Below are 25,832 nucleotides of genomic sequence, written 5' to 3'. Positions count from 1 at the left end.
TGGCTCCGGTGACCAGGGCGGTCTGCTGGGCGAGGTCCTTGCTCATGATCGTGCTTCGTTCTCCGTCGTGCGGGTTGTCCAGCGGGTGCGCCGGGCGGTGAGGACGGTGTCGTGGACGGTCACCGGCATGCCGTCGGGCGTGGTGGCGGCGCGCGGGCGCGCGGTCCGGGTGAGGACCTTCCACTCGTGTTCGGGGAGGTCGGCTGCGAGGTCGTCGGCGGTGTAGAAGAGGCCGGGTTCGGCCGGGCGGGGCATGGCGGTGTCGAGGTCGCCGGGGTGGTGGCCGACGATCACCAGATGCCCTTCGGGGGCGACCCGGTCGGCGAGGGCGGCGAAGACCGATTCCCGTACCGGTTGGGGGAAGTGGCTGAAGGATGTGGTGACCAGGTCGTAGAGGGGCCCTTCGCCGGGCTGCCAGTGGCGGATGTCCGCCTGCTGCCAGGTGATGCGGCCGGCCAGGTGGGCGGGGGTGTGCCCGGCGGCCCGGTGGAGGGCCCGGGAGGAGAAGTCGACGCCGGTGACCTGCCAGCCCTGCCCGGCCAGCCAGACGGCGTCCGCGCCCTCACCGCATCCCACCTCCAGCGCCGTCCCGGGCGCGAGGAGCGAGACCTCCTCGACGAGCGCGGGGTTGGGCTCACCACTCCACACCTGGCCGGTGCTGCTGTAGCGCCGGTCCCAGAAGGCGGCACTGAAACGCGGGTCGTTCTCGGTCATCACGGACTCCTTCGGACGGTAGGGCAGGGTCATGCACGGGTGGTGCCGGGGGCGGGGACGCGGCGTGCCCACACGCCGAAGAGGACGAGGCCGGCCAGCGGGAAGGCCGCGGTGGCCAAGAGGGTCGCGCCCAAGCCGCGGTCCGGGCCGCCGGTGGTGGCCAGGACGCTGGTGAGGACGGCCAGGCCCATGGCGCCGCCGAGTTGCTGCAGGCCCTGGCTGAGTGCGGCGGCGGCTGCGATGTGCTCGGCGGGGGCCTGGTCCATGATGACGGCGGTGACCGGAGCGAAGGTCGCGCCCGCGCCCGCACCGAGCAGGACCGAGGGCAGCAGCACCGTGACGATCGAGGTGTCCGGGCCGGCGCCGGCGGCCACCAGCGCCATCCAGACGATGCCCAGCACCAGGCCGGACAGACCGGCGCTGCCGATGACGCGTTCGCCCAGCCGCGGCAGCAGCCGCGGGGTGAGCTGGTTGGTGGCGATCAGCCCGAGGGTGAAGGGCACGAGCGCGAGACCGGTCCGGACCGGGGTGAAACCGAGGACCTGCTGGGTCAGCAGCGTGGTGAAGAACAGGAAGCCGACCTGACCGGCCGGGACGACCAGCATGGACAGAAGGGGGCCCGCGCTGCGCATGGCGGAGAGGAACGCCAGGGGCACCACCGGGTACGGATGCCTGCGCTCACACACCACGAGCACCACGAGGGACAGCACGGCGACGGCGAACGCGCCCAGTACCAAGGGGCTGGTCCATCCCCGGCCTGCGGCGGAGGTGAAGGCGAAGACGAGGGCCACCATCGCCAGGATCGAGGCAGCGGCTCCGCCGACGTCCAGTGAGGTGCGCCGGCGCTCTCTCTCCGGCAGGGTGCGCACAGCGCCGAGCAGGACCGGGACACCGATCGGGGCGTTGACGAACATCACCCATCGCCATCCCAGCGTCTGCGTCAGCACCCCGCCCGCGAGCAGACCGAGCGCGGCTCCGGCACCGACGGCGAGAACGAACATCGCCATCGCGCGCGAGCGCTGCGGGCCGGGGGCGGTGATGCCCACGAGCAGCACCAGCACGCTGGGCGCGGCCAGCGCGGCACCGGCTCCCTGGAGAGTGCGCGCGGCCACCAGGATTCCCGCCGAGCCGGCCAGACCTCCGGCGACGGAGGCGATCACGAAGACGGCCACTCCGAGGACGAGGGCGCGGCGAGGGCCGATCATGGAGCCGGCCTTGCCGCTGAGCAGGATCAGCCCGCCGAAGGCCAGCGCGTAGGCGGTGACGACCCAGGACAGACCGGCGCTGGAGAGGCCCAGTTCGCGGCCGATGTCGGGCAGGGCCACGTTCACGATCGAGGTGTCCACGACGAACATCAGCTGCGTCAGCACCAACACCACCACGGCCGGCGCCACCGAGCCACGTCGAACGCTCACCATCGCACCGGCCGGCGGCGCCGGCGCGGTATCAGGCCCACCCGCCGGGGCGGTGGGCGAGCTGCCTCGGGTCATCACACCGTCTCCTGTCCTGTGCCGTCGCCCGCATCGGGGCGCCTGCTGACACAGTCGGACCACGCAGACCGACACGCAAAGATCCTTGCTGCGGTGGCAAGGTAGGGGCATGGATGAAGAGACCGCATCGACGATGGAGGCGGTCGGGCCCCGCCTGAAAGGGCTGCGCACTCAGCGCAACCTGTCGCTGACCTTCCTCGCCCAGTCCACCGGGATCTCCCTGAGCACGCTCTCCCGCCTGGAGAGCGGTCAGCGCCGCCCGACCCTCGAACTGCTGCTCCCTCTGGCGCGCGAGCTGCGCGTGGACATCGGCGAACTCATCGGGGCGCCGCAGACCGGCGATCCCCGCCTGCGGCTCAAGCCCGTCACCCGCCACGGCATGACCATGCTGCCCCTGACGCGGCGAGCAGGAAGCCTGCAAGCCTACAAACTGATCATCTCGCCCACGATGCGCTCACCCGAGCCCGAGCAGTCCAGCCATGAGGGCTACGAGTGGATCTACGTCCTCGACGGCCGCCTGCGCCTGGTCCTGGGAGACAAGGACCTGGTCATGGGGCCCGGCGAAGCGGCCGAATTCGATACCCGCACCCCCCACTGGTTCGGCAACGCCGACGAGAACCCCGTCGAAATCCTCAGCCTCCTGGGCCGCCAGGGGGAGCGCGCACATCTCCGGGCCCGGACCGTACGGCGTGAGGGCACCGCAGCAGGCGCCGAGTGACACACGCACAGCGGCAAGGCCGCTACGCATGCGTACGGCCGCCGTCCGGCTCGGCGCGCGCGGGTACGAAGGACCACGGCGGGTGTCGGCGGCCGCGGCGGGTCACCGGCTGTCAGCGGGTCCGCGTGACGGCCTGCCGGCCGTCACCGCGCGGCCGGGCCGCGAGCCTTCCGCTCAGGGCTGACGGGCGGAGAACTGCCGGCGCAGGTATCCGTACCAGGCGTGGACGTACGCGGCACTCACCGCGGCGTCGGGGGCGAAGAGGTCCCAGGCATGGTAGGCGCCGGGGTACAGGTGCAGTTCGACGGGCACGCCGCTGGCCTGGAGCCGTGTCGCGTAGCTCAGGTCCTCGTCGCGGAAGACGTCGAGTCCGGCGGCCGCGATGAAGGTGGGCGGCAGGCCGGTGAGGTCCGCCGCGCGCGCGGGTGCGCAGTACGGCGGCACCCCGTCGGCGCCGGCGCGGTCCCCGAGGATCAGGTTCCAGGCCAGGATGTTGGTCGCGCGGTCCCAGATGCCGATGTCGGTGACCTCGTGACTCGAAGCGGTGGTGTTGCGGTCGTCGAGCATCGGGTAGCTCAGCGCCTGGAACAGCGGCGTCGGCTCGCCCCGGTCGCGGATCATGAGCGCGGTGGCCGCGGCGATGCCCCCGCCGCCGCTCTGCCCGGCCAGGGCGACGCGGCCCTCGTCGATGCCGAGCGCGGCTGCCCGACTGCGCAGCCGGCGATAGGCGAGCAGTCCGTCCTCGGCGGCAGCCGGGGCGGGAGCCTCCGGCGCGAGCCGGTAGTCGACGGAGGCGACGATGCAGCCGACCTCCCGGACCAGGTGCTTGAGGGCGGGATCGTCCTGGGCCGCGTACCCGAGGACCTGCCCCCCGCCGTGGAACCAGAGCAGCACCGGAAGCGGCCCGGCTGCCTCGGTGGGCCGCAGCAGCCGGATGCCCAGGGTGGATCCGTCCGGGCGGACCACGTCGACCTCTTCGACCGACACGGACGGCTCATCCGGTATCTGGGCCGCGATCGCCTCGGCGAAGGCGCGGACGCCGGCGCGCGTGCCCGCCAGGTCGCTGAGGTCGAACACCCCCGCCGCCGTCATCGGCACCGCCTTCAGGGCCTCGGCGAGTTCGGGGTCGATCTGCTCGTGTGCGTTCTTGGTGTTCAAGTCGTTCGTCTCCTCGTGGCTGCACAGCAGCCGGTCGTGCAGGGGGTGGCGGATCGTTTGGACCGGTTCCGTCGGGACGCGCGGGGGCCGGGCGGACGGAGAAGGGGGGGGCGGGCTCAGCACGGGGTGGCCGCGGGGCGCCGAAGCAGTGGCCCTGGCCGAGGTCGCCGACAAGGCCGGACCGGACGGACTTCCCGCCCAGGAGGTCCCGGGCCGGCGTCCTTGAGGACGGGTCGTCGGCCCGGGCGTGGGCGCTCAGGAAGCCGACGTGAGCCTCGGCCTCGGTGGGCGGATGCCGACCACGGGCAGGTTCAGCCCGCGGCCGACGCCCTCGGCGACCTGGCGGAAGGCACGCCCTTGGACCGGGCGATGGGGATGAAGGCCGGGATGAAGCCGTTGCGGTCGAGCGTGCTGTGCACGGTCGGAGTGAGCCGGGCGGCGGACGACCGGATGCCGCGCTCGGCGAGTGCGACCACCGCGTTCTCGGCGTCGATCCGTGGGCCTGCGTCGAGCGCGTCGGCCTCGGTGAGGGCCTCGCGCGGTCCCGTGCGATCGTCGAGGCCGCCTCGGCGCACCTCGGCACCGGCAGCCGCCGACGCGGCGGCGGACTTGTCCGAGCGGGCCGGCCCGACGACCTGGTGTCCCGCTTCGAGGAGTTCGGGGCCGACGGCGGGGCCGACGTGTCCGAAGGCTCCGGTGACGAATACGCGCATGGTGTTCCCTCCTGCCGCGTACTCCCCACCCGGGGCGGAGAGCGTTGATGTCAGTTCGTGACATCAACGTAGCAGTCATGTCAGGCACTGTCATCACTCCGATGTCAGTGTCTGACATCGGAGTGCGGGGTCGGGGCGCGGGTCGATGGAGATCCGACGCGCGGGGCCGCCTGGCGAAGGTGGGCACCTGTTACCGGCGCTTCGCCGACGAGCGGGAAGTCCTCTTCCGGTCCGACGCCGGCTGACGCCCTCGCGAAGGCCCCGTCCTCGCCCACGCGCTTCGCGAGCGCGGCCCGGAGGCCACCACCGCGGCGTGCGGTGGGCGTGCCCGAGGGTCGGCCTCGCGGGACGGCTCGGGCCTTCCCGGCCGTTCACCCGTCCGGTGTGCGGCGGGCGCCCGCACCGCTGAGGCCGCGGCGCTGAACAGTGGCGTCGGACTGGCGGCACGGAACCTTCACATCATGATCCGCGCCGCGGGCAACCCCCGTCGCGGTGCCCGCGTCTTGATCGACAACAGACCGACACGCCCCGGTCCTCCCGGGCGGGGCGTATTTCCGACTCGCTATACACGACATGTATACACAGTGTGTATACATGTCGTGTATAGAAAGGGACGTATGTACGGCAAGGCTTTCGCGCCCGAGTACCAGGGCGCCCTGACCACCCTGTCCGTGAACTCCTCTCTGACGGATGTGTTGGCGGAAGGCATCGAGAAGCTGCGCGAGGCCGAGCTGTCCGGGCACCCGGCCGAGGCCGCCCGCTGCGGGCTCGCCGTAGCCGAGGCGTACCGGCGGCTCGGCAAGGTGCGGGAGGCCGACCGGTCCTGGAAGGCGAGCTACCGCACCGCTCGGGAGGCCGGCGACACCGCGGCGATGGCGTGGGCCCTGTGGAGCGGCGGCACCCTCGCCCGGCAGCGCGGGGCGTTCCCGCTGGCCTGGCGGCTGCTCGGACTCGCGGCCGAACTCGGCGAGCGGGCCGGCGACGTCGTCTGCCGGGGCTACTCGCTCGCCGGACTCGCCGAGACCGGCCGCATCCAGGGCGACTACGCGGCGGTCGGCCGGCTGCACGAGCAGCTGCTGGCCGAGGCCCGCAGGCGCGGCGAGGCCCGGCACACGGTGTGGGCACTGGAGGGCATCGCCCAGATGCACCGCAACACCGGGGACTACGACCGGGCGTACGCGCTGTTCGAAGAGGCGGCGGAGATAGCCGAGCGGGCCGAGGACCGGCGCGGGCACGCGTGGGCGCTGCGCGGCCTCGCGGACATCCTCTCGGTGCGCGACAAGGACACCGAGAGGGCGCTGGAGCTGCTGTCGCGGGCGGAGGCCGGCTGTCGCGCGATGAACCTGTCCAGCGCGCTGGCCTACAACCACAAGATGCGAGGCAACGTCCTGTACCGGGCCGGACGTCACGAGGAGGCACGGCAGATGTACGAGCTGGCGCTGGCGGAGTTCCGTGCGATGAGCGAGCCGCGCGGCGAGGCGCTCGCCCGGCTGGGCCTCGCCAAGTCGCTGGCGCGGCTCGGTCGGGACCGCGACGGGACGGCGGCCGAACTCGCCGAACTGGCACGCTCGTTGGAAGGCAGCGGACTCAAGCACGTGCAACGGCTGGTGACCCGCGCCCAGGAGGAGTTCGGACTCGACGCGGAGGCCGTACGGTGACCGCGCTCCACGCTCCGCCCGCCGCGCCCGAAGTCCTCGCCCGCTGCACCGCGTTGGTGCGGCCGGCCCTGAGCGAGGCGGTGGGCCGGCTGCATCCGTGGATGGCCGAGATGGCCGCGTACTCCTTCGGCTGGTGCGAGGTGGGCGGCGCGCCCGCCGCCACACCGGGCGGCAAGGGCGTACGGCAGGCGCTGGCGGTGCTCGGCGCGCGGGCGGCGGGTGCCGACGGGCGGGCCGGGATTCCGGCGGCGGTCGCGGTGGAGCTGGTGCACACCTTCTCACTGCTGCACGACGACATCATGGACGGCGACGCGACCCGGCGCCGCCGCCCGGCCGTGTGGAAGGCATACGGCACGGGTCCGGCGGTGCTGGCCGGCGACGCCCTGTTCGCGCTGGCGGTGGAAACCCTCGCCGCCGTGCCGCAGGGCGCCCGTGCCGTACGGCTGCTGTCGGCCGCCCTCGCCGACCTGGTGCGCGGGCAGGCCGACGACCTGCTGTTCACCGGCCGGCCGTGCACCGGCCCGGACAGGGTGACGGCCGAGGAGTACCGGGCGATGGCGGAGGCCAAGACCGGCGCCCTGCTGGGCTGCGCCTTCGCGCTGGGCGCCGTGCTCGGCGGAGCGGACGAGGACACCACCGGCACGCTGGACCGGGCCGGGCGGCATCTCGGCATCGCCTTCCAGCTGGTCGACGACGTGCTCGGGATCTGGGGCGACCCCGCCGTCACCGGCAAGCCCGCGGGCGGCGACCTGCGGGAACGCAAGAAGACCTACCCGGTGCTGGCCGCCCTGGACTCCCCGGCGGCCCGCGCCCTGCCCGAGCTGCTGGACTCGCCGGAGCGGGCGGAGGAGGCCGCCGAACTGATCGAGGCGGCCGGCGGCCGTACGGCGACGCTGGCCGAGGCCCGCACGCACACGGCCGCCGCCCGTACCCTCCTGGCGCGGGCACCGCTGGCCGCCGGGGCCGCAGGGGACCTGCTCACGGTGCTGGACTTCCTGGTCGGCCGCGAACTGTGAACCCGTCGGCATACCGTGCTGACCAGCAGACGGCTGCGGCGAGCCCAAGGCCAGGCAGTCGCGGGGACGGAACTCGCAGCGGCGGTTGAGCCGACGGCAGCCGCCCGGCCAGACCGTGCCCGGGCAGAAGGCCGGCGGCACCCGGCTCTCCCGCCTCCGCAGCCGACGTGACCGGATGCGGCCGTCAGCGGCAGCTGCCGGGCCGAACGGACGGACCGTGATGACGGACAGCCCCTGCGCCGCCGGGTCTACGGCGCCGATCACGACCAGCCGGGCCCGCGACCGGACCGGCGCTACGCCGAACTGGCCGGCGGCCCGCCGGACGTCCGCAGGGCGAGAGCGGCACCGGCGCCGCGCTCTTCACCGAGCCGGGTCGGTTCCGCGCGGGCGGCCGGGCTGCGTACGACCCGCGCCCGCGGCGATCCGGCCCGCTGAGACCGGGGCGGCGATGCCGCAGTGCTAAGGACCGAGGTAGACGCTCGCCGGGAGCCATGGGGGGCGAGGCAGGCCGAACTGTTCCTCAAGCATCAGTTCTGCCTGGGTGAGCGCGCCGTAGACCCATCCTTGCCCGGTCGACCAGGCGTCTCCGCAGACGTAGAGGTTGGCGTCGCGCAGCGGGCGGCGCATGCGCGGCATGACCTCCCGACTCTTCGCCCCCACCTGCCAGAAGTGGCAGGCGGCTCCGTACGGGTCCTGCACCCAGTTCTGGAAGTAGGCGGCCGTGGGTTCGGGGACACGGGCGTCGGGGCCGTGCAGTTCGCGCAGCTGGCGCTGTGCCTCGTCGACCAGTGGCCCCGGAGCCGTCGCGTCCATCGGCCGGGACGGTCGGGGCACCGCCACCGGGGCGAGACGGTTCGGCCGGGTCAGCAACTCGTTCCAGAACTCGACGTCGGTGAGGTCGTTGTAGGAGGCCAGCAGCAGGGCGTTGCGGTTGTCGGGGTCGGCCCCGGGCTGCTTCCCCTCCACGCCCCAGTAGTAGGTCTGGCGCAGCGGCAGGTCGGTCACCGAGCGGCCGGCGCGCAGGCCGAGATCCTCCCACCACGGGCGGTCGTAGCCGAGGAAGAGTTTGGAGGCGGGCCTCGGGACGATCGAGCCGAGGTCGGACAGGAAACGGTCGCTGGTGAAGAGGAAGGTGTCCGGGTCCAGCAGCTCGATCGAGCGCTGGGGCATCGCCAGGACGACGTGCCGCGCCCGGACCGTGAGCGGACGTCCCTCGGGCCAGACGGAAAGGGCGAGGGACAGCACGTCCTCGCCGTGGACGGTTTCCCGGTCGATCCGGCGGACCTGGTGGTGGAGGTGGACACTCCCGCCCTCCGCCCTGAATCGCCGGACGAGTTCCTCGGGCATCGTCTGGTAGCCGTTGGCCAGGAGCCGGTAGTGCGGCGGCGGGGAGCCGACGAAGTCGGCCACCGACGCCTCCATGGCCTCGATACTGTTGACGTTGTCGACCACCGAGCCGTAGCCGAAACCGTCGTGGAGGAAGTTCCACCCCTCTTGCCCGACCGCGTCGAACAGCAGGTTCCAGAACCCGGTGTCGCAGAGGAGCCGGCCTCCGGCCGACGCCGTCGGTTTGATCTTGTCCCATGCCTGGTGGTCCATGGTGGCGGCGCCGGGGACGAAACGTTCGATGACCGACACGAGAGCGTCGTCCGGCGACTTGCCCCGGATCGCGGCCGGCAGGTCGTAGGGCACGACCGCGGGGTCGTTCCACTGGGCCTGGGTGAAGCGGTGCCCGCGCAGATAGACGAGGTTCTGCGGCTCGTCGACCGGGAAGCGGGTCGTCGGCAGCCCGAGGTGGTCCACGAGTTGGGCCACGACCGGCTGGTCGGTCAGGTAGCGCATCCCGCCCAGCTCGGCGTGCAGGTGTGGCATACCGGGCGGCGTCACCGAGAGGAGGCGGCCGCCGACGCGCTCGCTGCCCTCGAAACAGACCCACCACGAGAGGACCGCCGCGCCGCCGCTGAAGCTCCTTCAGCGCGCGGCTGCGCCCGGCCTCCGGGCCGAGCAGCCGCCAGGCGGTGTAGGCCCCGGACACCCCGGCACCGATGACCGCGACGTCGAGCACATCGTGCCGGTCCGGCGTCGAAGCGGCCTGCTCCGGCCTCGTGCGGACGCGTGGACGCGCCTGGGCCGATGTCCCCAGCGCTCCGTCGGCGAGGGCGGCGGCGCCGAGCGCCGCGGTCCCCTTGAGCAGGTCGCGCCGCGCTGGTTTGCCCATCTCCGGCAGCCTCCAGCCTGGATGTCCTCGGCATTGATCACCTGTTGCGGCCGACAAGCTACGTCAATTCGGGCATTCCGCTGGCTGTTGGCGGGGACGGCGGGCGAGTCGGGGGCGCCCGGGGCGTACGTGCAGATCACCGGGACGTACGTGCAGAGCAAGAGCGGATCCGGCGCCGCCGCCCGGCATGACGCCGGGCCTGCGGCGCGATCCGCGTGAACACTGGTGGTCTCGGGAAGCAGGCGGGAGAGCGTATGGACAACCCCAGCCCCCGAAGAGCCTTGGAAGCAACCGCTGTCGGGGCAGGCAGCCGTCGGGAGTCCGTTCAGCCGGGAGTCGTCGGCATCGCTCTCGCCGCCGTACTCACCTTCGCCCTCGCGCAGGGGTCCTGGCAGTGGTTCGCCACCTACATCGGTGTCACGCTTCTCGTGGTGGTCCTCTCCTCCTGCCGGCCGCCGGCGTCCATGCCGGGCCTCCGCTTTTCGTATGTGCAGGACCTGACGGCGTATTCGCTGGTGGGGGGCCTGTGTGCCGCGGTTGCGCTGGCTCCGATGATGCAGCGCTGGGCGTGGCTCTTGCCGATGCCGGGGACCCGCGACCAGTGCGATCGGCTGGGCACCTTCGAAAGCCTCCGCACGGAGGCCTCGTTGGCGGACCTCGCCGGCCGCGACCGAACCGCCATGGCCTATGCGCAGGCCGTCCACCGCCATGACGCCATTGCCGACTGCCTGGCATCCACGACCACCCTGTGGCTGCCGGTCTACGGAGTCGGGGCGGCCCTGCTGGCGGGGCTGGGCGCGTGGGCCGTCGGCCGCGCTCGGCCGGGGCGCCGTACGGCCGCGGGCAGCCGGAGTGCGTAGGACGCCGTCGCGGCGCACGCGAACACCGGCGACGGTACCCGGGCGCATCCTCCACGCGCCGAAGGCGGTTACTCCGCTCCACCCCTCGCCCGGAAGACCGGCACCGAACCGGCACGGCAGGTACGGCCGCGGGAGGGCTCGGCGGTACTGCCGAGAGCACGGTGATCCGTTGCCGCAGGCGATGCGGCAAACGCTGTGTCCTGCTGCAATACCGCCGCGGTGACGCCCGGCGACATCCGGTGCCGCGAACGCCTCTGGCCCCCCTGCGCAACGTCTCCCGGCCCAAGGGCAAGGTGACGGGCGTGCGACAGGACCGGATGCGGGTGCTGGAACGCGGACGGTCTCCGAAAGTGTCCGCCGCCGCTCCCGGCCGCCTGGCCGATCTCCGCGGGAAGCGGACCGGACAGGACGGTCCTGGTCAGGCGTCCTCCCTCGGCGAGGCCTCCGCCGCCGGCGAGGCCCCCGTCGGGGCGTCGTCACCGAGGGCCTGGAGCACCACGGAGTGGGCGGTCAGGGCGTCGGCGAGCAGAGGCGATTCCGCGGGGAGGTGCTCCGAGATCCCACGGGCGATGCGAACGGCCTCGGTACTCGCCTGGAGGGCCGGCTCCAGGTCGATACCGGCGCTGACCCGGACCAGGGCGAGGATGCGCAGCACGTTGACGAACTGCGGCAGGTACGCCGAGTCCGCCGCGGCCAGCTGCCGGAGCATCAGCAGCGCCATGTTCAGGGACTGGACGGCGTGCTCCGGCTGACCGGCCTCCGAGAGCCTGATGCCGACGAGGGCCGCCCCGGTCGCCAGGTGCGGACGGTAGGAATCCGGATCGGCGCGGGCGGGCTCCTCAAGGATGAGCAGGGCACCGGCGGACAGGCGTACCGCCTCCGGTGCCCGGCCCGTCTCGACCAGCAGGGTGCCCAGCAGGTTCACGGAGTCCAGCAGGGGTGACGCGTCGGCGGCCGTCCCGGTCCGCGCGAACCCGCGGCGCAGGCCGACCGCCTCGGAGAGGTACGCCATGGCCTGCTCCCGGCGGCCGGCACCGGCGAGACGTGCGCCCACGGAGTGCAGGTCGGTGGCGAGCACCGGCGCCTGGGACGCGTCGGCTTCGGCCAGCCGGCGCCGCACGGCGAGCAGTTCCTCGGCGGCGTCCAGGGCCTCGCCGTGGCGTCCCTCCCGGGTGAGCCAGTGGTCCAGGGCGTGGAGGGCGGTCGCGTGGTCGGGAAGATGCGCCGGATTGGCGGCCGCGATCGGGCGCCAGAGCCCGACCGCCTCCTCCGCGGGCGCGAGGCCGTCGTGCGGCTTTGCGAGCTGGGAGAGACGGATGCTGAGGTTGGTCAGCGACCGTGCCCGGTCGGGCCGGTGGCGCTCCGGGTCGGCGGCCGTGAGCCGTTCGCGTATCTCCAGACCCCTGCGCGTGGCCTCCAGGGCGTCGTCGGGCTGCCCCAGGCGGGCGAGGACGTTGCCGAGGTTGTCCCAGGCCATGGCCAGATGCGGGAGGTGGGCCGCCGGGTTCGCCTCGGCGAGTTCGCGGTACAGGCGCACAGCCTCCTCGGTGGCCTCGCGGGCCTGCGCCGCCCGGCCGGCGGCCTTCAGCCACTGACCGCAGTCGAGCAGCGTCATCGCGAGGTCGGGCAGGTACCGCATCCGGTCGGCGCCGGCCAGCCGCCGGTGGAGTTCCAGCGCGTCCTGCACGGCGCGTACGCCCTCGTCCAGGCGCCCGTCCTGCGACAGCGCGTTCCCCAGGTTGGTCAGCGCGGTCGCCAGCGCGGGCAGGTGCGCCCCGGGGTCGCCGTCCGCCAGCGGCCGGAGCAGTTCTACGGCTTCGGCGGAGCACTCGGCTGCTTGTGCCGCCCGGCCGGTGCGCACCAGATGGACACCGAGGTTGTTCAGCGCCATCGCCAGTCCCAGGGAGTGCTCGGCGCGGTCCGCGGCGGCCAGCGCCCGGTACGCGTCGACGGCCTCCCGAAGGGGCTCGGACGCCTCGTCGAACCGGCCCGCGGTGGTGAGCTGCGCGGCGAGGCCGTTGAGGGCGTCCGCCAGCGCGGGCAGCGCGGGCAGCGCGGCGGTGTCGTCGGCGTCGCTCCTGCGCAGGAGTGCCACCGCTTCCCGCGCCGCGTCGGCGGCCTCGCGGAGCAGTCCCGCGTTGCCGTACCGCCAGGCGAGGTGGGAGAGGAGCGCGGCCTGCTCGGCCGGGCCGAGGTCTGCGGTGCCGAGCCGGTGCCGGACGATACGCCGGGTCACGGCCGCCATGCCGGTGTCCAGGTCGACGTGGCGCTCCTGCGGCAGGTGCGGTGCGATGAACTCCAGCACGGCGTCCGGCAGACCGTCCAGGTCGCACAGGCGGCTCAGCGCGGCGCCGCCGGCGGCCCGGGCGAGGGCGGGCCGGTGCAGCAGCATCGGGATGAGGTGGCGGTCGACGACGTGCGGCCAGCGGCGGGCGGTTTCGACGAGCACCGTGAGCACCTGACGGGCGTACGGCGGCGGCCGGCCGTCCTCCGGGTGCTCCAGCAGCATCGCCGGGGCGGCCCCGGCCCACGGGTCCGTGGCGTGGTAGCCGTACCGGTCCTCCCGGCCGGGGAGGGTGAGGGCGAGGAAGTCCTCGGCCAGCCGGTCGGGTGAGAGACTCTCGAAAAGCAGCTGCGCCGCCTGCGGCGGGTAGCACTGCGCGTGGTCCCGCAGGACCTGCTCGGCGTCGGCCGCCTCGGCGGCGGCGGTGCGGGTCAGGGCCTCGGCGGCGGCCTCGGCCGTCAGCGGCGGGGTGAGCGTGGCGACGTACACCGCGCGGCGCATCTCCTGCGGGCCGGTGCGCACCGGCCCGCGGCCGCCGTCGTGGCCGGACCGCCAGTGGTCGTGCTCGCGGTCCAGCAGGTAGGTGGACAGGGCGGCCAGGTCGCGGCCGGACGGCGGGGTGACGCCGCGCACGGCCGCGTCCACGTCCACCAGCGCCTTCATGTGGACGGCGAGCATCAGGTCGAACGGGGGATCGCCCAGCTCGGCGGGAACCCGGACCGCGGCGGGGTCGGCGAGGCCGAGGGCGGCGGCGAACGCGTCCCGGGCCGAGATGTAGACCGTGCCGCGCGCCTCAAGGTGCTCCGGCAGGCCGGGCAGGCGGACCGCGTCGGCGTCGAGGATGTCGAGCTTGGACAACTGGTGGGCCAGGTCCTGCCACCAGTCCCCGGCGGGCCGGGACAGGAGCAGGATCCGCAGTCGGTCGCGCGCCGCGGCGCTGTGCTGCCGGATCAGGGTGATGAGATCGGGCAGCGGCCAGCGCTCCGCGTAGTCGACGACGATGACCAGGCCGGGCGGGCGGACCGCCAGGCTCTCGTCCCCGCCGCCGGCGGAGGCGACCTCGCTCCGGTGCCGGGCCTGTGCCACCGTCCAGCCCGCCCCGGCCGACCGAGCGGCGAACTCGGCCGCGAGCCGGGTCTTGCCCTGGCCGCCCTCGCCGTGCAGCAGCCGCACCGTGAGCCCCGGTGCGGTGTCGTCCCGCCACGCCTCCAGCAGCTCCAGTTCCGGCCGCGGAGCGAAGGGGACCAGACGATGGCGGGCTGTCAGCAGACGGCTGGGCACGCGCCGCAGGCCCGGCGGGACGGCCCCGGCGCCCAGCGGGTACGGCTCGACCCGGTACGGCGGGGCGCTGCGGTAGATGTAGTTGTACTGGTCGCCACCCTGCACGGCGTTGATCCGGCCGCCGCGCACCGAGAGGTTCTGGATGAAGACCGTGCCGTCCGACTCGCTCATGCCTCGTCCACGTCACCGTCCGGGCGGGGCCTGTCCATGTAGTGGTTGTACTGGTTGCCGCCCTGCACGGCGTTGACGACGGAGCGGTCGTACGCGCGGACGTCCTGCGTCCAGCGGCGCCCGTCCTCCGGGAGCCGTTCCCGGATCCGCTCGATGAGGTCGGTCAGCTCCGGCGCCGCGTCCGGGTGGTCGTGCAGCAGGCGGACCAGCCGCAGCCGCCACGGGCCGATCAGCGCCTCGCGCGCCGAGGCGGCGTCCTCTCCGGTCACCAGAGCCGCGTCGTTGTCCAGTTGGCTCTCGATCCCGCGCAGGCCGTTCCCGCGGCGCTGGAACAGCCGCGCGAAGCCGCCGCGCCCCATGTGCCACGTGTCCGTGGCCATCGCCGCGACCAGCGTCGAGGCACCCGTCATCGCCAGCGCCTCCGCCATCTGCTGCGCGTTCTGCGGATCAGGCACGGTCTCCCCCCTCCGGCCGCCGTACGAACGGGACGGCGGCTTCGTTCCGGGAGCAAGTACACCGCACAACACCCCTACGGCACAGGGGACTTGATGAATCAGTGGCTCTGTCCGGCGACGCCGCCCCTCGGCTTGTCCGCGACGTCCGGCGCCGGCTCGACGTCCCCGATCGGCAACGCCGGGTTACGCAAGGCGGACCCGGCGCAAGCGTGGTTCCCGGGTTCTGCCGTTCTTCCCGGCCGTGCCTCGGCCGGACCGCCACATGTGCTGGTGGGTCACCAGTTGGCGATGACGTCACGTCCCTGCGGGGCCGGGGAAGCGGGCGTCGAGATCATCTCGGCGCAGCCGGTTCAGCCGCCGGGTTCCCTCGTCGCGTCGGCGGATCACGCCTGCTTCCCTGAGGGTCTTGAAGCGTCCGCTCTGGGTGGACCTGCTGACCGGCAGGGCGAACGTGGTGCATGCCGGTTCGCCCTCGGGTCCGGCGCCGACGAGTCGGGCGACGATCTCGTCCCTGCGCACGTGGCTGCCCTGCCCAGCAGCACGAACCTGCTGCTGGGCGGGGCAGCCGTGGCACCGATGCCGGTCTGCTCCACGCTCGCCCGACTCCTCGGCTCCTCGGCCGGAGCACCGCCATCCAGGCCCGGCGCGCCCTGACCATCACCCGTACCCTCGGCGCCACCCCCGGCCAGGCCGTCATGGCACACTGCGTGGCGCAACTCCTGACCGCCGTGCCCGCGGTGGCGGCGGGAATCCCGAGCGGGCCCGGCCTGTACTGGATCTTCGGCACACAGATCCTGCAGCACCGCCTGCTTACGACGACTCCGGACCTCTCCGGCGCGCGTCCGAGAGCGGACTCTTCCACTGGACATGGCAGGCATGCGGAACGATTGACCGCCGGCGAGCAACCCCTCCGCTCAGGAAGGCGGATCACGTGGGGCGTCACCGACTTCGGCTCGTCGGGGTGAACTCGGCGATGGCACCCGGTGATGGCGCCTCGCCGCAGGGTTGTGACCGGCCCGGGCGGCACCCGGTGTCCGGCACGGGCATTCACAGGCCCTGCAGGGTAGGCGCGTGACCGTAGCCGACTGGTGGGGAGGTGCGCCCGGGAGGAGGGAGCGGAGGGGTGGTGGGAGAGCGGTAGAGGTAGCCGATACCGCGGACCGAGACGACGGACTCGCCACCCACGGGCGTGCCGTCGAGTTTGCCGCGCAGCCGGGACACGGTGAACTTGACCCGGTCGCGTCCGACCGCGGCCGGAGCGTCCCAGCCCGATTTCAGGAGCGTCGCGAAGTGCTGGACCACGTTCGCATGGCGTACGAGGCGGTCGAGTACCCGGAACTCCGTCACCGAGAGCGGCAGCGGGGCGCCCGCCACCCACGCCTGCAGCCGCTGGGAGTCCAGGCGCAGCACGCCGTCGTCGTAGACGGCCTCGTCCTGACGTTCAGCGGCCCGGTAGCGGTGCAGCACCCGCTCGATGCGCGCGATGATCTCGATGGAGTGGCAGGGTTTGACGATGTAGTCGTCCGCTCCGCTGGTGAGACCGATGACCACATCGGCGCTGTCGCTGCGGGCCGTCAGGAAGATGACCGGGATGTCGCTGACCGCCCGCAGACGGCGCAGCACCTCGTATCCGTCGATACCGGGCAGTATCACATCCAGCAGGACGAGATCGGGGCTCCGGAGATAGGCGCTGCGCAGGCCGGACTGCCCTGTGCCCTCTTCGAAGACCGTGTAGCCGTGGCGCGTGAGCAGGAGGCGCAACGCAGTGCGGAGCGTGTCATCGTCCTCGACCAGCAGCACGCGCGTCGGCCGGGCGGCTCCCACCTCGGGGCGGGCGGGGCCGGCCGGCTTCGCGGGGGAGATCCGAGGTGCCGGCGCCGGCAGGGGCGTCGCGACGTCGGTGGCCGGTACCTGCTGCTCCAGCAGGTACCGGGCCGTCATCGTGTGGCAGGGGGAGCAGAGCCGGAACGGCACCCCGCACACCAGCAGCGTGTGCTCGGCAGGACGGGGGCAGCGTCGGCCCGCCAACTCGGTCTCGCAGGGCCCGCCTTGCCGCGCCGCGCGGGCGGCCTCGCGCGCCCGGGCACGGCGCCCGCTTGAACGGCAGGTGCTCGAACAGTACTGCCGGGGGCGCCCCGCCTTCCGGGCCTGAGGCAGTGCACGACCGCAAGCGCGGCAGCCATCGGTCTGGGCGGACAAGAACAATCCCCTTCTCACCGACAGCACGAAACGGATTTCGTGCTCCTCGTCGGGACGACTGGACGGACGTCCCTTGGCGCTCGCCTCCGGATGCTGTTACCTGGAAGGAGCACGCCGGAAACGGCAGGAGGGTCCGGCCGCCCGACAGCGGCCGGACCCAGGCGTCACGGTCGCTCAAGCTTGCCGGCGTCGACGACCGTGCCAACCACCGCAGTGAGCGCCCTCGCCGCAACGGCGAGGGCCTGTGCGTCAGTCAGGATCGCGATCGCCTCCACCACGCCGAGCACGGTACGCACCCCTTCCCACCACACGTGCCGTGAAGCACCCACAAACGGCCACCACCTCCGCGACGACCGGGACGGCGCAGGCGCGAGTCCCTCGCCCGCCGCCTCGCCTTTCCCGTCGTCCACGCACGGGGCGTCGCGCATCGGAATCCTCCTCTCGACGGCGCTCGCGACCTTCGCGGGCCGTCGCGACACGCACGCGCGGTCGGGCCGCGAGAGACCTTGCCCGGTACGTCCCAGCCCCCGTGCCTCGGGGTGGTGCGCTGTCCACCGTCGCGTGCTCGGCGATGGTGCGGCAAGCACACGCAACCAAGGTGGTCAGTTCCGGCTTCGGCGAAGTGTGCCTCGCCGACAACCTCCGGCGTGGGCGGGGCGTCCCGGCACCTGCGGGGCGGTTCCACGGCGCAGGGCCGCCGAGTGTGGGCGCCTTCCGGCTGGCCGCCGCTGAACTGGTCTGTCCGCACTGTCGGTTGCGGCCGACAAACCCTCGTCGGCTTCGACGGCCTGACCCTCGTAGCTCGTCCGTGCCGGAGCGGACACTCCTGGCGGACCGCGAACCGCCTGGCCCCTACCCGGTCCGCGTCCATGCCGCCGACCGCTCGACGGGCGGCAAGGAGCCCCGCTTTCCCCATCCAGATCATCCCCGGCGACCGCACCGGCCCCGAACCCGAGCCGGCGGCCCCCACCATCGAGGAGGCCGCCGGCCCCCTCCTGGTCCGCACGTCCTGCGACGCTGCACGCCATCAGCACGCCGCTCACCGGGAGTTCCTCGGTGAGCGGCGTGCCGCGTGATGCGGAGAGGGCAGGATTCGAACCTGCGTGGACCCCTGAGGATCCGACCTTGAGGCGTGCTCGCTGGTCCCCGATCAACCACTCCGGGCACCTCTCCTCGCTCCCGACCCCGTTGGTTTCCGGAGCCGTTCACGTGAAAGAGAGTGGCACGGGCCCCTGACACGGGACTGACATCTCAGGGCCGGGGCGATGGCTCTGCACAAAGCCAGGGCGAGGGCGCCAGCGGTCTGCCCGCCCACTACGGCCGTCCCCGCAACAGGCGATCCGGCCCTCCGGGAGCCCCCCTTCTGAGGCGGCCCGGGCCAGCCGAACACACCGCCTCAGTACGGGATCTGATGCCAAAACATTCCCGATGGCCGCGTGACCGCCCGCCGCACCCTTGGCACCGGCCCCCAGGCCCCGCACGGCATTCGTGCCGCCCAGGCTGACCTCCTCGACGCCCCCGGAGTCCGTATCCCCGGCTCCGACGAGTCGCGGGCCCGCCAGACGGCTGTTGACGATCTTGTGACGACCCCCTGCTTGCCAGGCGGGCGCTCATCGCCGTGACCGCGCCGTGCGGTGCTGCTGAGACGGCGGCCCGTTGCGGGCTCGGCGCTCGCGGTGACGCATCCGGGCCAGCAGTACGTCGCGTTTGTGCCCGGAATCCTCAGGCACGGGAGTCCGGGCCGGCGCGAGCAGACCGGCCGCCGCGACACTCACGATCACGGTGACGGCCACGACCCACCATGGGGCCGCCGCCATCGCCGGCGCGGCGACAGATGCCCCCGCGCCGATCGCCCCTCCTGCGCGGCGCCCCTGCCCGCTCGGACGCGCGGCCGCGGCGCTGCGGGCACACGCGTCACCCCCAGGACGCCTTCACCGGGGCGGCCGACCGCGCGGGGCGGCGCGGGGCGGCGCGGGGCGCGCCGCTGCTGAGGCTTCCCTCCACGTCGGCCCCAGGAGCGGCCCGGCCAAGGATCCTGGTCACGGCAGGCGCCGGCCTGTTCGGATCCCGCACCTAGGCTGGAGTGAGATCGATCAAGGAGCGGGGCAGTGCGAATAGAGCGTCACCAGGTGGGCGAGGCGGCCGTGTCGGCGGCACGCGAGGACTTCACGAACCGCATCGGCGGCCAGGTGCGGTCCATGTCGAGGGGCGGCCGGATGACCACCTACGAATGGCGGTCGATCGCGGACGAGTTCCTCGACTACCTGGGCGCCCTCTCCGTCGCGACCCCCGGCCTCGACATCCCGGAGGCAAAGGCCGCTCTCAAGGACGCCTCCGAAGCCGCGGCCGGCGCCGTCGCCTACGCCGCCTACCACCCGCACTGCGGCTTCCAGGTCTTTTTGGAGTACGTGAACTTCGGCATGAGCTACGACCCGGGGGACGACCATCCCGAGGAGAGCGTCACGCCCGGGGAGTGGATCGACGCGCTCTGCCTCGCCGTTCTCAGGGACAAGGCCAGGTGGCACGGCGAGGCATTCCACTACGCCCGGGACAAGTTCGCCGCGCGGGTGCGGGCTACGCCCCTCGGCGAGCTCGCCACCGGGCTGATGGCCGTGGTCCTGGACGACACCGGCGACGACGAGGAGTACCCGCCGAGCGCGCAGGCCAAGCTCGCCGCCGTCGACGCGGCCCTCGACCGGATCCGTACCCGCGCCGAGGAGACCGGCGAGCCCCTCCTGGACCGGCCGGACAGCCTGGCGCTGCGCACGCTGCGCGCCCTGGCCGCCGAGGACCGGGAGGCCTTCGACGCCGCGCTGGCCGACCTCCTGGCCGGGCACGCCGCCCGGCACGGCTCCACGGCCTCCCCGAAGACCCTTCTCCCTCTCGTCCCCATCGCCCTCGCCGCTCTCGCGTACCGGACGCTGGGCTGGGCGCCCGCCGTCCGCAGCGACTACCTCCCGCACGCGCTGCTCACCGGCTTCGAGACGCGGGGACCGCGGGTCGCGGCGTTCGGCCGCGACCGGCGGCCGGACGCGATCGCCGCTCTCGCCGCGGGCCCGCTGGTGGTGGAGCGGCCGGCCTGCGAGCGGGCCGTGCACCCGCGGACCGAGGCCATGTACGAGAAGGATGCCGAGGAGGCGTTCACCGCCGCCGACGGAGAACCCCTCGCCGTCTGGCGGCTCGAAAGTGTCATGGGCGACCAGGAGCGTCTGTTCAAGTGGCGTGCGGGAGATCCCGGCGATCTCACGGACGCTCAGCTCGTGCGCCTGCGGCTGGCCTCCCGGATGGGGGCGGCGCTGTTCCGCATCGCCCTCGCCGAGCCGGGAACCGAGGTCGAGGTGACCGTCGACGGCCGCACGCTGCGCTACCCGGCCGAGCGGGCCGAGGAGGCCGGCGCCCACAACTGGCAGAAGGCCGTCGCCTTCGCCCTGATCACCGGAGTACGCGAGGACCTCGCCCCGCTGGTCCTCACCGGCCCCGCCTTCGCCCGCCCGGACGGTTCCGTCTTCAGCGCCTACCGCGAAGCCCTGCACGCCTACCTGACGGGCACCGACCCCGAACAGGCCGTACAACGGGCGCTCCAGCAGACCGAGAGGGCCGCGGACCGGGGCTTCGCCACGCCGCCGGCCGTGCTGCTGTCGCAGCTCGTGGAGGGCGACGAGGAGAGCTTCAACCTCGCCCTGGCCGACGCTCTCGAAGCCCACCGCGCCTACTACGCGGTCGCCGACCGCGCCGACGATCCGGATGCCTCGGTCAACCTGGACATCCTCGCCCTGGCCTGCCACGCCCGCCGCCGGGGCTGGGCCATCCGCGTCGAGTCCCGTTACCTTCCGCCGGACCTCTTGCGGGCCGCCGAACCCTTCTGAACGAGGCGGGCCGTAGCGATCCGAGCAGCACGCGCCCGCGCCGCCTCCTGGGACCTGCAGCTTCTGACGTCTCATGCCCTGGTCGGCCATGCCGCCGCTGTCCGTGCACCCCGGCAGGACATTGCACCCCGGCAGGACATCGGGCTTCGGCTGGAGATCGGCGGCTGCCCGCGACCGGTGGGGTCGAGGGCGAGGGTGGCGAGGCAGAGGCGTTCGAGGGCGGCCTGCCCGCCGTCTTCGCCGTGGGGCCCTTCGACCGTTGTGCGCCCCGGTTTCCGTCTCGTTCGGAGAACGTACTTCTGCCGGTGTTTCTGCATGGTCTGACCCTCGGTGTCCGTGATCAGCTTGCCGGGGCGGTGAGGAGGCCGGTTCTCTCTCCTCACCGGTGGGATCACTCGGCAAAGGAGCAAGCAGATGCGCAGACTCAAGAGCGTTGTCACGACCGTCACCGCCCTGGCGGCCTTCGCGGGGGTGGGTGCCGCGGCCGCGCCGGCCCAGGCGCTGTCCACCTGCAAGGACAAGGGCCACAAGTACATCTGCGAGTACGGCGTGACGGTGACGCGTTTCGACGACGGGACGAAGCAGGAGTTCGTCGTCGGCACCGACCACGCGGTGTGGACGAACTGGAGCCACACCGACGGGTCCTGGAACGGCTGGCTGTCCATGGAGGGCTGGGCCCAGAGCCAGGTCAAAGTCGACTATCTGGGCAGCCTCACACACTTCACCATCGCGGCCATCGGCAAAGACGGCAACTACTGGTTCCGTATGCGCTGGGACAACGGCTCGTGGACCAACTGGCAGGTCAGTTGCGTCGTCGACCCCAACGGCCCCTACTGCCCGTGATGGCCTGGGGCCTGGGGCCGAAGTCCTGGCGCTCTCTGCCCGGTTGACCGGGCAGATGCTGGCACAGCAGAGCGTTGACGGTGCCGAAGGTGCGCTCCACGATGCCTTTGGCGGCAGAGGCGTGGGGGAGCGGACCGGACGCCGATGCCGAGGGTCTCCCAGGCGGCGGTGAACGCCGCGGACAGACAGACCTTGCCCGTCCACGACGATCGTCTCGGGCACCACTGGCCGGGCCGCCACGCCCTTGAGCCGTTCGTCCAGGGCCAGCAGCCCCTGCAACGCCGGAAGTCGGGCGTGGGCCAGGCGCAGGACGGCGGCGAGGACGGCGCGGACGGCCACATCGACGGCGATCGTGAGCTGCCGACCTGCACCTTCTCGCCCCGGTCGCAGCGCCACGGCCGGAGCGAACACCCACCCGCCGGCGGGGAGGGCAGAGTACGGGCGGAGCGGTGGGGGTGTTCGGCGGGGCCGGCGAGCCGGTGGACGAGCCGGTGGAAGGCGGCCTGGGACGGTACGGGCACCGTGCCGCGCCCGTACCGGTCTTCCAGGTCTGCGTGACCAGGGGCTTCAGGGCCTTGACGGTGCCGCTTGGAGCGGCCGCGCCGGCCTTTCTGGGATGAGACAGGAAGAAGCCTCACCACGCCCCGCTCGTCTCCCTCACTGGCCCCAGACTCCAAAGCGCACCGGGCACCTCGCGAATACCACGGCCTCGCGCTCCAGATGTCCATTCATTTCCCTGCACAACAGGTGGAAACGACCTCTAAAGGCGGCGGCCTTCGCGGCGAGGCCGAGTATCTGCACAAGATCGTCGTCTCCGGCGGGACGGACGCGGCCGGGGGAGGGCTCCCGGACGGGCAAAGGACCGGTCCTGGCGTGGGTAGAGGGCGCGGACTGTCTGCGGCAGGAGGAAGTGAGCCTGGAGGACCTGCGGCGCATCACCGGCGTCGCGGGGCTGGACGAATCATGAGGAAATCGGGCCGACAGCTCTCTTGACGCCGCCCTGGCTGCCTGACTTGATGTGGGACTAACGTTTGGGAGCGCTCCCACTTCATTCGACCCGAGGAGTCCATCCGTGCCCCGTACCCGCAAGGCCGGGCCCTTCCTCGCCGCAGCGGCCGCGACAGCCGCCCTCGTCGGCCTGTGCGCAGCACCGGCCGACGCGGCGAAGGCGTCCCCCGCCGACGATCACCTGCTCGCCCAGGGCACCAGGTTCTACGTCGAGCCCGCGAGCAAGGCGGCCAAGCAGTCTTTCGCCGACCTCAAGGCGGGCGACAAGGCGGACGCCGCCGCGATGGCCGCGATGGCCTCGTACCCGGTCGCCCAGTGGTTCACCGGCACCGCTGACCCCGAGCAGACCACGGACGACATGGCGAAGCTCCAGGCCAAGGCCGCGGTGGAGAAGCGGGTGCCGGTCACCGTGGCGTACAACGTCCCCGGCCGCGACTGCTCGCAGTACTCCGCGGGCGGCGCCGCCACCGGCGAGGAGTACGCCGCCTGGGTCGACGCCCTGGCCAAGGGCATCGACGACCACAAGACCGTGGTCATCCTGGAGCCCGACGGGCTGGCCCTTTCCCCCGCGTACTGCGGCGGCACCGCCGAGCAGCAGACCGCCCGGCTCGCGGAGATCAACGGCGCGGTGGACCGGCTGGAGCAGCAGCCCGGTGCGGTCGTCTACCTGGACGCCGGCCACAGCTCCTGGCAGCCCGTCGGCACCATGTCCAAGCTGCTGATCGACGGCGGGGTGGCCCGGGCACAGGGCTTCTTCCTCAATGTCTCCAACTACCAGACCGACAGCAATCTGGTCCGTTACGGAACCCAGATCTCCAAGTGCGTCTGGTACCTGCGGAACACCGCAGGCGCCCAACCGAGCGACTGCGCGGACCAGTCGTGGCCGGCTGCGGACGCCGACGCGTGGTACGCCTCGCATGTGCCCGCCGACGCCCAGCTGACCCACTTCGTGATCGACAGCAGCCGCAACGGCCAGGGTCCGTGGACGCCGACCGCCTCTTACCCGGACGCCCAGGAGTGGTGCAACCCGCCCGGCCGCGGCCTCGGCGTGCGCCCCACCACCGCCACCGGCAACCCGCTGCTCGACGCCTACTTGTGGGTGAAGGTGCCCGGTGAATCCGACGGCAGCTGCACCCGCGGCACCGCAGGTCCGACCGACCCGGAGTACGGCGCGGTCGACCCGATCGCCGGCGCCTGGTGGCCCGACCAGGCCCACGCTCTGGCCGCCGACGCCTCCCCGGCGCTGACCTTCAACCCGGACCTGTTGCACCGCTGAGCGGGGAACCGCACCTGAGCCGGCGGCCATGCCCCGCCCCTGGGGCGTGGCCGTCCGCGTCGACCCCCTTGCGCGCCCGGGCCCAGGCCAGGGATGCGTGGGGGGGCTTGACCCCTGATCTTGGACACCCCGCGGCGGTTGGTCAGTGGGGGCGGCGCCCCGTGAGTTCCTGCCAGCGGTCGTGAGCGGCAGCGAGGTCCTGGCGTGCCGTAGAGATGCGGAGGTCGGCGTTCTGCCGGGCAGTGACCTCTTCGAGACGCAGCCGGGCTTTCTCGTGCTCGGAAGTGTCGTTCTCAGCCTGGTGGAGATCGGCCTTTGCCTGTCGGAGTCGGGCGGGCCGATCCAGTTGGAACGACTTGGCGGCGGCGATGGCGTTGTGGACGTCGACGACGAACTTGCGGACACGCTCCTCCGCGATGTCAGCCGCGGCGTAGGTCACCAGGTGCTGGCGTCCGTCCGGGCCGACCAGGTAGAGGTGGCTGGCCATCCTGGTGTGGTCGGAGCGGACGGCTATCTCGTGCAGGGGCAGATCCCCGCTGAAGTCGTCGGTCGAGACTGCCAGGACGTGCTCGTAGAGAGACAGAGCGCCAAGTTCGTCACGGTAACCCCCACGGCCGGGGTCGCTCATGTAGGCGACGCGTTCCTCGGCGTTGCGCACCCGGCGCCGGTAAGCGCTGGCAGCGGCGTCGACGGCGCCGCGCGCGTCGGCCAACTCCTTCTGTGCGGCGCGCTCCAGCCCGCGCACGGCACTCCGTGCACTGTCGAGATCACTACGCGCGCCGTCGTACTCGGGGGCGAAGGCGAACTTCCAGCCGCCCGGATAACGGTAGAGCTGCCTGCCGACCGCGGCTGCCGCAGCCAGAGCGAGCAGAAGTATCCAGCCCCAAGCATTCACGATGCCCTCCCCCCACATGACAGCCGGCGCCCCAGGCCGTACCTGGTGCCTCGACGCTGTCCGCATCGACGACTACCGGCAACGAGCGCGGGTCGTCAAATCCATTGCGAGCCGTCCGGCCTGGTCACGGCCGAGCGTGAGCCCGGCCAACTCGTCGAGCGGCCCGCCGCCGTGGCAGCATGACCAGCTTCAGCCAAGCGCCCAGAGAGGCATCCGCCATGTCCGACCTCGACAGTCAGGTTCCCTACTGGGATGCCGCCGCGGCCACCAAGACGTTCACGCACCCGCTCCACCTGCCCTGGCTCGACGGGATCAGCAGGCACGCCGCGATCCTCGACTACGGATGCGGATACGGCCGCATCATGAAGGAACTCGAACAGCACGGCTTCGACAACCTCACGGGCGCCGACACCTCACCGGCAATGATCAACCGGGCCGGCCGCCTGCACCCCACCATGCGCTTTGCCGCCCTGGACGCACCGCCGGCCTCGCCTTACCCAGACGCAGGCTTCGACGCCGTTCTGCTCTTCGCCGTGCTTACCTGCATCCCCGGCGATGAAGCCCAGCACCGGTTGATCGCTGAGCTCAACCGCGTCCTCAAGCCCGGCGGGACCCTCTACATCAGCGACCTTCTGCTGCAAGACGACGAACGCAACCACAGCCGTTACGACCGCCATGCTGATCACTACGGCACCTACGGCGTGTTCGAAACCGGCGACGGCGCGGTCTGCCGCCACCACCCCCGTGAATGGTTCTCCACCCTGCTCACCGGGTTCCAGACCATCGACACCCGGACCATCACGGTAACCACCATGAACGGTCACGAGTCAACGGGGATCCAGATCCTCGCCCGCAAGCCCACATCACCATGAACGCGGCTCAGGCCACAGGTATGGGTCTGCTGCTCGATTGGGGGGCCTTGACCCCGAGTTCTGGACACGGGTTATGCGGCTGGCGTCAGCGTAGTTGATGTTGTTCGGGACGCTGTCTCGTAGGCGATCGGGCTGCG

General features: G+C 72.6%; 18 protein-coding genes and 2 pseudogenes. 9 read left to right on the top strand and 11 right to left on the bottom strand.

The features are described 5' to 3' along the window. Nucleotides 1-42: 42 nt before the first annotated feature. Nucleotides 43-714: a class I SAM-dependent methyltransferase gene (locus tag ACWDD7_RS34655; RefSeq protein ID WP_450460326.1), complete on the bottom strand. Its 672-nt coding sequence runs from the start codon at nucleotides 712-714 to the stop codon at nucleotides 43-45. A 29-nt stretch (nucleotides 715-743) separates the two neighbouring features. Continuing rightward, nucleotides 744-2,084 carry an MFS transporter gene (locus tag ACWDD7_RS34650; RefSeq protein WP_450460325.1) on the bottom strand — a complete coding sequence of 447 codons (1,341 nt, stop codon included), beginning with the start codon at nucleotides 2,082-2,084 and terminating at the stop codon, nucleotides 744-746. Nucleotides 2,085-2,313: 229 nt separating this feature from the next. Between ACWDD7_RS34650 and ACWDD7_RS34645 the strand changes: the two genes are divergently transcribed. Beyond that, nucleotides 2,314-2,922 carry a helix-turn-helix domain-containing protein gene (locus tag ACWDD7_RS34645; protein ID WP_351876445.1) on the top strand — a complete coding sequence of 203 codons (609 nt, stop codon included), beginning with the start codon at nucleotides 2,314-2,316 and terminating at the stop codon, nucleotides 2,920-2,922. A gap of 174 nt (nucleotides 2,923-3,096) precedes the next feature. Here ACWDD7_RS34645 and ACWDD7_RS34640 read toward each other — a convergent pair whose 3' ends face one another. Together ACWDD7_RS34640 and ACWDD7_RS34635 are read right to left on the bottom strand one after the other, a co-directional pair. Continuing rightward, nucleotides 3,097-4,080: an alpha/beta hydrolase gene (locus ACWDD7_RS34640; RefSeq protein ID WP_450460324.1), complete on the bottom strand. Its 984-nt coding sequence runs from the start codon at nucleotides 4,078-4,080 to the stop codon at nucleotides 3,097-3,099. Between the two features lie 311 nt (nucleotides 4,081-4,391). Further along, complete coding sequence (locus tag ACWDD7_RS34635) at nucleotides 4,392-4,793, bottom strand: NAD-dependent epimerase/dehydratase family protein (protein WP_450460323.1); 402 nt, start codon at nucleotides 4,791-4,793, stop codon at nucleotides 4,392-4,394. 617 nt (nucleotides 4,794-5,410) lie between these two features. Between ACWDD7_RS34635 and ACWDD7_RS34630 the strand changes: the two genes are divergently transcribed. After that, nucleotides 5,411-6,451 (top strand): tetratricopeptide repeat protein, encoded by a 1,041-nt coding sequence (locus ACWDD7_RS34630; RefSeq protein WP_351876441.1) that lies wholly within the window; start codon nucleotides 5,411-5,413, stop codon nucleotides 6,449-6,451. Next, nucleotides 6,448-7,467 (top strand): polyprenyl synthetase family protein, encoded by a 1,020-nt coding sequence (locus ACWDD7_RS34625; protein WP_351876440.1) that lies wholly within the window; start codon nucleotides 6,448-6,450, stop codon nucleotides 7,465-7,467. Before ACWDD7_RS34630 ends, ACWDD7_RS34625 begins: the two co-directional genes overlap by 4 nt. A gap of 459 nt (nucleotides 7,468-7,926) precedes the next feature. Here the strand turns inward: ACWDD7_RS34625 and ACWDD7_RS34620 are convergent. Next, nucleotides 7,927-9,381 (bottom strand): annotated as a pseudogene (locus tag ACWDD7_RS34620) (flavin monoamine oxidase family protein); the annotation flags it as partial. Nucleotides 9,382-9,966: 585 nt separating this feature from the next. On the opposite strand from ACWDD7_RS34620, the gene ACWDD7_RS34615 reads away from it, so the two are divergent. Next, nucleotides 9,967-10,545 carry a hypothetical protein gene (locus tag ACWDD7_RS34615; RefSeq protein WP_450460322.1) on the top strand — a complete coding sequence of 193 codons (579 nt, stop codon included), beginning with the start codon at nucleotides 9,967-9,969 and terminating at the stop codon, nucleotides 10,543-10,545. A gap of 418 nt (nucleotides 10,546-10,963) precedes the next feature. On the opposite strand, the gene ACWDD7_RS34610 is transcribed toward ACWDD7_RS34615, so the two are convergent. The 4 genes from ACWDD7_RS34610 to ACWDD7_RS34595 form a co-directional block, all read right to left on the bottom strand. After that, entirely contained in the window at nucleotides 10,964-14,281 is a 3,318-nt protein-coding gene (locus tag ACWDD7_RS34610) for a tetratricopeptide repeat protein (RefSeq protein WP_450460321.1), read from the bottom strand. Further along, a complete protein-coding gene (locus ACWDD7_RS34605; protein WP_351876436.1) occupies nucleotides 14,278-14,736 on the bottom strand; it encodes a hypothetical protein in 459 nt (152 codons plus the stop codon). The genes ACWDD7_RS34610 and ACWDD7_RS34605 overlap by 4 nt, the downstream gene beginning before the upstream one ends. A 294-nt stretch (nucleotides 14,737-15,030) precedes the next feature. Beyond that, nucleotides 15,031-15,255: a hypothetical protein gene (locus ACWDD7_RS34600; RefSeq protein ID WP_450460320.1), complete on the bottom strand. Its 225-nt coding sequence runs from the start codon at nucleotides 15,253-15,255 to the stop codon at nucleotides 15,031-15,033. 528 nt (nucleotides 15,256-15,783) lie between these two features. After that, nucleotides 15,784-16,677 carry a response regulator transcription factor gene (locus ACWDD7_RS34595; protein WP_450460319.1) on the bottom strand — a complete coding sequence of 298 codons (894 nt, stop codon included), beginning with the start codon at nucleotides 16,675-16,677 and terminating at the stop codon, nucleotides 15,784-15,786. Between the two features lie 1,127 nt (nucleotides 16,678-17,804). On the opposite strand from ACWDD7_RS34595, the gene ACWDD7_RS34590 reads away from it, so the two are divergent. Continuing rightward, nucleotides 17,805-18,011 (top strand): hypothetical protein, encoded by a 207-nt coding sequence (locus tag ACWDD7_RS34590; RefSeq protein ID WP_450460318.1) that lies wholly within the window; start codon nucleotides 17,805-17,807, stop codon nucleotides 18,009-18,011. 2 nt (nucleotides 18,012-18,013) lie between these two features. Here the strand turns inward: ACWDD7_RS34590 and ACWDD7_RS34585 are convergent. Beyond that, nucleotides 18,014-18,108 (bottom strand): annotated as a pseudogene (locus ACWDD7_RS34585). Between the two features lie 956 nt (nucleotides 18,109-19,064). Here ACWDD7_RS34585 and ACWDD7_RS34580 point away from each other — a divergent pair. From ACWDD7_RS34580 to ACWDD7_RS34570, 3 genes are all read left to right on the top strand, one after another. After that, the gene (locus ACWDD7_RS34580) at nucleotides 19,065-20,801 is read left to right on the top strand and encodes an immunity 49 family protein (protein ID WP_450460340.1); all 1,737 of its coding nucleotides are present in this window, start codon (nucleotides 19,065-19,067) and stop codon (nucleotides 20,799-20,801) included. Nucleotides 20,802-21,215: 414 nt separating this feature from the next. Then, nucleotides 21,216-21,644, top strand: a complete 429-nt coding sequence (locus ACWDD7_RS34575) for a hypothetical protein (protein ID WP_351877813.1) — start codon at nucleotides 21,216-21,218, stop codon at nucleotides 21,642-21,644. A gap of 1,072 nt (nucleotides 21,645-22,716) precedes the next feature. Next, nucleotides 22,717-23,928 (top strand): glycoside hydrolase family 6 protein, encoded by a 1,212-nt coding sequence (locus tag ACWDD7_RS34570; protein WP_450460317.1) that lies wholly within the window; start codon nucleotides 22,717-22,719, stop codon nucleotides 23,926-23,928. A gap of 142 nt (nucleotides 23,929-24,070) precedes the next feature. On the opposite strand, the gene ACWDD7_RS34565 is transcribed toward ACWDD7_RS34570, so the two are convergent. Beyond that, a complete protein-coding gene (locus tag ACWDD7_RS34565; protein ID WP_450460316.1) occupies nucleotides 24,071-24,823 on the bottom strand; it encodes a hypothetical protein in 753 nt (250 codons plus the stop codon). A gap of 179 nt (nucleotides 24,824-25,002) precedes the next feature. On the opposite strand from ACWDD7_RS34565, the gene ACWDD7_RS34560 reads away from it, so the two are divergent. Further along, nucleotides 25,003-25,695 carry a class I SAM-dependent methyltransferase gene (locus ACWDD7_RS34560; RefSeq protein WP_450460314.1) on the top strand — a complete coding sequence of 231 codons (693 nt, stop codon included), beginning with the start codon at nucleotides 25,003-25,005 and terminating at the stop codon, nucleotides 25,693-25,695. Nucleotides 25,696-25,832 lie beyond the last annotated feature (137 nt).

This window comes from Streptomyces sp. NPDC001056 (assembly GCF_053598955.1).
This window is presented reverse-complemented; position numbering and strand designations above follow the sequence as displayed.

Bases quoted from the DNA above. Each gene is read 5' to 3' on its own strand.
- ACWDD7_RS34630 (WP_351876441.1), top strand. From the start codon at position 5,411: ATGTACGGCAAGGCTTTCGCGCCCGAGTACCAGGGCGCCCTGACCACC.
- ACWDD7_RS34655 (WP_450460326.1), bottom strand. From the start codon at position 714: ATGACCGAGAACGACCCGCGTTTCAGTGCCGCCTTCTGGGACCGGCGC.
- ACWDD7_RS34595 (WP_450460319.1), bottom strand. From the start codon at position 16,677: ATGACGGCCCGGTACCTGCTGGAGCAGCAGGTACCGGCCACCGACGTC.
- ACWDD7_RS34610 (WP_450460321.1), bottom strand. From the start codon at position 14,281: ATGAGCGAGTCGGACGGCACGGTCTTCATCCAGAACCTCTCGGTGCGC.
- ACWDD7_RS34590 (WP_450460318.1), top strand. From the start codon at position 17,805: ATGCCGCCGACCGCTCGACGGGCGGCAAGGAGCCCCGCTTTCCCCATC.
- ACWDD7_RS34575 (WP_351877813.1), top strand. From the start codon at position 21,216: ATGCGCAGACTCAAGAGCGTTGTCACGACCGTCACCGCCCTGGCGGCC.
- ACWDD7_RS34560 (WP_450460314.1), top strand. From the start codon at position 25,003: ATGACCAGCTTCAGCCAAGCGCCCAGAGAGGCATCCGCCATGTCCGAC.
- ACWDD7_RS34635 (WP_450460323.1), bottom strand. From the start codon at position 4,793: ATGCGCGTATTCGTCACCGGAGCCTTCGGACACGTCGGCCCCGCCGTC.
- ACWDD7_RS34645 (WP_351876445.1), top strand. From the start codon at position 2,314: ATGGATGAAGAGACCGCATCGACGATGGAGGCGGTCGGGCCCCGCCTG.